Below are 5,751 nucleotides of genomic sequence, written 5' to 3' on the forward strand. Positions count from 1 at the left end.
GGAATACGACCGGGCGATGTACAAGCGCCGCAACGAGGTCGAGAGACTGTTTCGGCGCTTGAAGGGTTACCGTCGCATCTTCTCGCGGTTCGAAAAGCTCGATTCGATGTTCCTGGGCTTTCTCAGCTTCGTGCTGGTGGCCGACGGCCTTCGTAATTTGTGTTAACAGGCCCTAACCAGCATTGGCCTTACCTGACACACGCTGGAAGACATTCGCGCGACAAGGGCCGCAGATAGGGCAATCGTGGATCACATTTGGAGCAGCTCTGATCTGATCTCATGCGAACCTCTTCATATCTGGTGCGACCGCAATGAGCCTGGCAGACTCTCGGATCACAACGGGGTTGCCCTGCGACTTGTCGTAAACAGTTGATTGCATTGTTACGTGCCTCTAGCAGTAGCAACCTGTCCAAAGAAGTCCGTCAACAAGACGGTGTAAGCACTGCGATGAGACGTATTGAGCCAGTCACTCTGCGCAGGTGTCGACGTTGAAGCGGACTTGCTGGTTGGAGTGCGATCGAACGACTGCCGTCGGCGGCGCAGCACTTGTTCGAGGTCAAGGGCTCTGAATGACCGCTGTTGGCGCTCACCGCCGTCCAGTCATCTTCCGCGCATGTCTCACATCAGCTTTTAGGCAGCCGCCAGCAAGTCAGCCGATTTGAACCAACTCGTGGTCAATGTACTTCTTCATTCAGAAGTCCCTGGGTAAGTTCCAAGGCGTCCTGGGTGCTCAGCCAGGCTGGGCGCGGACGACCTTTTTTCGTGTCGCATCTGAGCACTGCATCGATCATGTTTGGGGGAATACCTGTGATCCCGATCCGCGCACCTACAAGTCCTCCGACTATGCAAGCATTCGTATCTGTGTCCCCTCCGTACCCGAGGACACTTTGCAGTGCGTCGATGTACGGAGTGCCGAGCCGCATGTAATGAAAAGCGCGAATGTCGGGTGGGGTAACCAGCGGGGGGGCGCGTCATCTACTTCAATGCCGGTAACCATCTGAGGTAGGAGTCTGTGTCCCGTAGGTCCCATGTAACGTCTCTGCCGATCCGAACAACCTCATAGTCTTTTCAAGACCTCATTCGTAGGGTAAGGATTGAATGACGTCCAAGTGTGACGAAAAAAAGAAGCCCTTGAACCAGGGACCAGGCCACAGCCCAGTCCCATTCTCCGAAGAGCCCTCAGGCTCCGTCACCGCAGATCACTACCCAGCCTGGCGACACATCGCCAAAGCTTTCACAAAATCCATCTGCAGCGTCTGCATCGGAATCGCCCGATCATTCATGAATTCCTGCAGATTCTTCAAGTCATACCGGGTGCCGACTTTCTGCGTGGCGCACAGGCAATCCTTGTCACTCACACCGCCTTCCTTGCAGCCTTTCATGAGGATGCGCTCTCCTTGCGAGCCAGAACACCCCACCAAAGCCAGTGCGGCACCCAACGTGAGTGCTGTGATCACACCCCTGGACCCACGGATCCAGCTTTGTAGAACCATTAGCTCCGACCCCGTCATTCCCAATCGCATAACCCCTCCTTGTGTAAAAAAGCGCGCACCCAGCTTCCCAGTTGCGCCTGTTGTTTTGCATACCCGTTCAAAGCCCCTCACCGCTTGCCACTGTTGGCCATCCCAATGAGCAACCACAGCGCCAAAATTCCCAGCCCAGACCAGAAGCCCAGCGAGGCAAAGAACAGGTAGACCATCAAACACACCAAAATCACCTGTGCCAAAAACGCCATGGCGCTTGCTCCTTTCCAGCCTCAACTGGCCATCACAAACGCCACCATGGCAACGATCAGCAAGCCCCCGATGAACTTGCCCAGTCCTGGCAACACCATCACAGGCCACACCAACCCCTGGCCGAGGTGGTACGCAAAACTCCGGTAGGGCCCATCCCCCCAGTTGTTGGCATAGACCGCATACAGCAGCCCGATCAAGAAATACCCCACCAATACCCAGCGAACCCAAGCAACACGCTTCATCGATATCTCCCCTTCAATCAATCAGCAACATATCGACGGCTCATGCATGCCAATAGCGATGCAAACTCCGTCAATGAAGACGCGCGATAAAAGTCTTGTTGACCCACACCGCACAGGCATCGCCCACTCAGGGCTTCATGGGATAGCGATTCCACGCCTCACGAAGAGCGAACTCATAGGCAGGGGTCAGATCTTCCCCATCCTTTTCTGCCTGGTTAAACACCAAACGCGCAGTGACCGGTACCTCGATCGTTTTGTCGGTCAGCACCAAGTCGATGCGCGACCCAAGATAGATGGGCTCCTTGCCTTGCATCACCCATTGCGACACTTCCCGGACGCCTTTGACATTCGCCCAATGGCGCTCCAAGGCAGCCAGATCTGCTTGGGCGTCATTGCGCTTCTTGATAGCCGCTTGTTCTCGCTCTACCTTGTTGTTCTCAGCACGTGCTACCTGTTGCTCAGCCCTCGACTGCGTCATCTCAATCTGCGTTTTGAGATTCTGGATGGCGCTCTCTTGGTCTGAGATCTGGGTCTGCGCAACTCGGATCAACACATTCTTGTCAATCTCCAAGTCCCGAGGCTCGTTGTATTGGATCGCCTTCGCGCAGCCCCTTTGAAAACTCTGGATGAAGCCAGAGATCGCCCGGTTGAATGAATTGGCATTCACCTCACGGCATGAAGCCAAGGTGAGCCCCTGAATTCGAGAAATATCCTGCTGAAGCGCTGCGATGAGCGCTTGCCGATTGGCCAATTCCCCCATCTGCTCCTCTGCGGTCTCTTTGGCCAGTTGGGTCTGTTGCTTGTCCATCTCCGCAAAAGCTGCATCATGCTGCGAAGCACCCATCAGACTCTTTTGCGCTGATTCGACGGCGCTGGTGTGCAAACTCAGCAGATAGGCCGTACCAGCCGCAGACTCGCAGGTGTACTCGACGACACTGCGATCCCTGGTGTCCTTGAAACTCTTCCACTCCACCCTGGAGCAAGCCTTGCGCTTGTCCAGCAATTGCTCCACCGTGAATTGCGACCACCCAGTGATCCTGCTCGCCTTGACCACGGACACATCGCCCGCAAAGCACCCCGACAGCATGACCGCGCACGCCACGCCCAAAGTTCTTGTAGAAAAACGCATGACTCCCACTCCTTGTTAGATAAAAGAAAGAAACCCGACAGAAATCACAATCCTGAATCTCCACTCACGGCTCCAAACTCCGAGAGAGGGTCAAAGGAGATGCAAACTCCGTAGATGCAAAGAAGGCAAAACCGCATCCTCCCGCGGTGTCTGCCAAACCCACGCCCCCGACCCATCTGCCCGACCCGGGCAACGTGCGCGAAATCCTCGCGTACTGGATTCGGCTACTGCGTGTAGAAAAAGGCTGGTCCCAAGAGCGCCTGGCCCACGAGTGCGAACTCGACCGCACCTACGTCTCAGCGGTCGAGCGCTGCCGCTGGAACATCGCCCTGGCCAACATCGAACGCTTGGCGCAGGCCCTGGGCGTTGAGCCCTGGACCCTGCTCAAACCCCCAGATCAAGCGATCAAGCCCGCACGCAAAACTGCCCGAAAGATCCCCGCCAAAGCTTGAGCCTGCGGCCAAACGCAAAGGTACAAGCTCCTTCATTGCGAAGGCACCGGCTTACCGTCCAGCGTGAGTGCCCCCTGCTGGTACACAAACTCCACCATCTTCAGAGCCGCCTTACGCTGCTCTTCCTCTGGCTCAAACGGCCCTGCAAACCCCAGCATCCGGATGGACAACCTGGGTGCCTGGTTCCGCTTCTCCTCGACCACGGCAAACACCCGATCCGAGCAGGACCCAAACTTCGGCGACACCTGTACCCCCTGGGCGGATACCGCCAGGAGCTGAAACAGGGCAGGGCAGGCGGTCCCCGATCCGCTTTGCAGCAACAGCACATCTTCTGCACCCACCGGCGCATGGCGCACGATGCGCACGGATTCCTCCTGAGGCGATAGAACGGTTTGCCCGTTTAAAACAACCGAAGAATCTCCCTCCTGCACAGCCACAACCCCAAACCGGGTCTTGACCTGCATCTCAGGCTCCTCCAGCGCAGACTCCACGCGGGCATCTCCCGCGTCAATCATCCCCAGCCAAGCCGACGGCGAAACACTGAACCCCAACTCACCCAAGACCTTGGTGGCCGGTGCCTGACTGTCCAGCGGCCTGGCCCGCACCCCCTCGACCAGACACGGCATGTTCTGCACACACTGCGACAAAAGCCGCTGGCCCAGAGCACTCTTTGGATCGAACACAAACGCCACCAGATCCCCCGTCTCTGGGCTGACCTCGAACACGGCCCCCTGTTCCCCCCGGCGATCCAGCACCCCAGCGATCTCCAGAAACCCCGAAACCGTCTGCACCGGCAACTCCGGCGCTTGCACTTCGGCCTCCTTGCGCTGGCAACCGCCCAGCGACCCAGCTAGGCCCAACACCGCTAACGAAACAACCACCAGGCTTGGCGCAAGCCGCACCCTTCTTCTCATGGACTGCATAAAACTCCCTCTCTGTTAGTAAATGATATGTGATGCAAATACATCAATTGAACGCCAACCAAAGACCATCGGTTGACCGATTGCTGAACGGGCAGGGATGGGGAAGTGGCTGCGAGATCTTTGCCGCAGCTCAGCCGCTACCGTGTGAGATGTTCCATATGGAGCGAGAACATCCCTGCCCGTGACCAGCTTCCCCCGTGGACCTGCACAAACTCCGTTGCCTTGGTACGATCCAAAGCGCACGCAACGAAGACCCCCACCAAGAACAGATCCCCTGAGTGAAGAACCTGAGCGCCTCCATCTCGATGAACCCGTCCACCGCCAGGAACTGCTGCGGCTACTGTGGTGCCACCAGCTACCACCGCGTGCTCGCACGCGATGACGCCGGAGTCATGCGCTACACCGAAGCCCTGCGTTGCACAGGTTGCGGCCGGGAATACGCCAACCTGCAGGTATGGCGCCAGGGCGACACCCAAGACGCCACGACTCCTCCCGTTGCAACTGCCAACTGAGCATTCCTGGGCTCCGGTTCGCGTAGAGTGCTCCCTGTGCCTAAAGGGTCCTCCTTGGACCCAATCACAACACTCCAGCACTCCAGCACTCACTCCCAACGCACCCCCATGTCCAGCTACGCCGAACTCCTCGCCCAGAAAAAACTCCTCGACGAACAAATCGCCAACGCCCAAAAGGCCGAGTCCGAACAGGCCCTCCAAACCGTCCTGCAACTCGTTCAGGAATTCGGCTTCACGGCCCAGCAGGTCTTCCCCTGGAAACCGAGCAAACCCAAGAAGAAGGTGGAAGCAAAGTACCGGGATCCCGAGACTGGTGCCACCTGGTCCGGCCGGGGCAAGCCGCCCCAGTGGATTGCCGGCAAGGACCGCACGCCCTTTGTGATTGCCTGATCGGGACTGCAAAAGAGCCAGGCAGCGTGTAGACACTGCCTGACATCCCGCCAGATCACTGGGCGCACTGGCCCTTGCCGTGAGGCAGAGCGATCGCCGAGAGGACGAACCCGCAGTCCAGGTTGCCCTCCAACGTACGCGCCGACCACACGCTTCGGAACTCCGCCACCCGCATGGCTGCTTCGTGGAACGGATAGGCCCCAGGAACCAGACACTGGTTGTGCCCCAATCCCCATCCAGGATGCACCTGCGTATCCAAGACCAAGAGGCCAGAAGCCTCAGTGCACACTGCGTTGCCTGATCCGTCCCCCACAGGTCTCCAAGGCCCCTCCACCCCGACCACCAGCATCCATTGAGGCGGCGGGGA

At 58.0% G+C, this 5,751-nt stretch carries 9 protein-coding genes and 1 pseudogene; 4 read left to right on the plus strand and 6 right to left on the minus strand.

What is annotated here, in order from left to right:
• Positions 1–166, plus strand: a pseudogene (locus DBR23_RS22060) (IS5/IS1182 family transposase); the annotation flags it as partial.
• A gap of 508 nt (positions 167–674) precedes the next feature.
• On the opposite strand, the gene DBR23_RS32330 reads toward DBR23_RS22060, so the two are convergent.
• The 5 genes from DBR23_RS32330 to DBR23_RS22080 form a co-directional block, all read right to left on the minus strand.
• Complete coding sequence (locus DBR23_RS32330; protein ID WP_108499587.1) at positions 675–923, minus strand: ADP-ribosylglycohydrolase family protein; 249 nt, start codon at positions 921–923, stop codon at positions 675–677.
• Positions 924–1,202: 279 nt separating this feature from the next.
• Positions 1,203–1,382 (minus strand): hypothetical protein, encoded by a 180-nt coding sequence (locus DBR23_RS29420; RefSeq protein WP_146191406.1) that lies wholly within the window; start codon positions 1,380–1,382, stop codon positions 1,203–1,205.
• 218 nt (positions 1,383–1,600) lie between these two features.
• On the minus strand, positions 1,601–1,735 hold the full coding sequence (locus DBR23_RS32160; protein ID WP_255581832.1) for a hypothetical protein: 135 nt from the start codon (positions 1,733–1,735) through the stop codon (positions 1,601–1,603).
• A gap of 21 nt (positions 1,736–1,756) precedes the next feature.
• On the minus strand, positions 1,757–1,978 hold the full coding sequence (locus DBR23_RS22075; protein WP_060986821.1) for a hypothetical protein: 222 nt from the start codon (positions 1,976–1,978) through the stop codon (positions 1,757–1,759).
• A 127-nt stretch (positions 1,979–2,105) separates the two neighbouring features.
• Entirely contained in the window at positions 2,106–3,107 is a 1,002-nt protein-coding gene (locus tag DBR23_RS22080) for a hypothetical protein (protein WP_146191407.1), read from the minus strand.
• A 146-nt stretch (positions 3,108–3,253) separates the two neighbouring features.
• Here DBR23_RS22080 and DBR23_RS22085 point away from each other — a divergent pair, with 146 nt between their 5' ends.
• The gene (locus tag DBR23_RS22085) at positions 3,254–3,559 is read left to right on the plus strand and encodes a helix-turn-helix domain-containing protein (RefSeq protein WP_108499590.1); all 306 of its coding nucleotides are present in this window, start codon (positions 3,254–3,256) and stop codon (positions 3,557–3,559) included.
• Positions 3,560–3,591: 32 nt separating this feature from the next.
• Here the strand turns inward: DBR23_RS22085 and DBR23_RS22090 are convergent, their stop codons facing one another.
• Complete coding sequence (locus DBR23_RS22090; protein WP_146191408.1) at positions 3,592–4,371, minus strand: hypothetical protein; 780 nt, start codon at positions 4,369–4,371, stop codon at positions 3,592–3,594.
• Positions 4,372–4,760: 389 nt separating this feature from the next.
• Here DBR23_RS22090 and DBR23_RS22095 point away from each other — a divergent pair, with 389 nt between their 5' ends.
• Positions 4,761–4,994, plus strand: a complete 234-nt coding sequence (locus tag DBR23_RS22095; RefSeq protein WP_108499592.1) for a hypothetical protein — start codon at positions 4,761–4,763, stop codon at positions 4,992–4,994.
• A gap of 108 nt (positions 4,995–5,102) precedes the next feature.
• The gene (locus DBR23_RS22100; RefSeq protein ID WP_108499593.1) at positions 5,103–5,384 is read left to right on the plus strand and encodes an H-NS family nucleoid-associated regulatory protein; all 282 of its coding nucleotides are present in this window, start codon (positions 5,103–5,105) and stop codon (positions 5,382–5,384) included.
• Positions 5,385–5,751: the final 367 nt, after the last annotated feature.

Source organism: Acidovorax sp. HMWF018, from assembly GCF_003061035.1.
In the GTDB taxonomy this organism is placed as follows: Bacteria; Pseudomonadota; Gammaproteobacteria; order Burkholderiales; family Burkholderiaceae_C; genus Acidovorax; species Acidovorax delafieldii.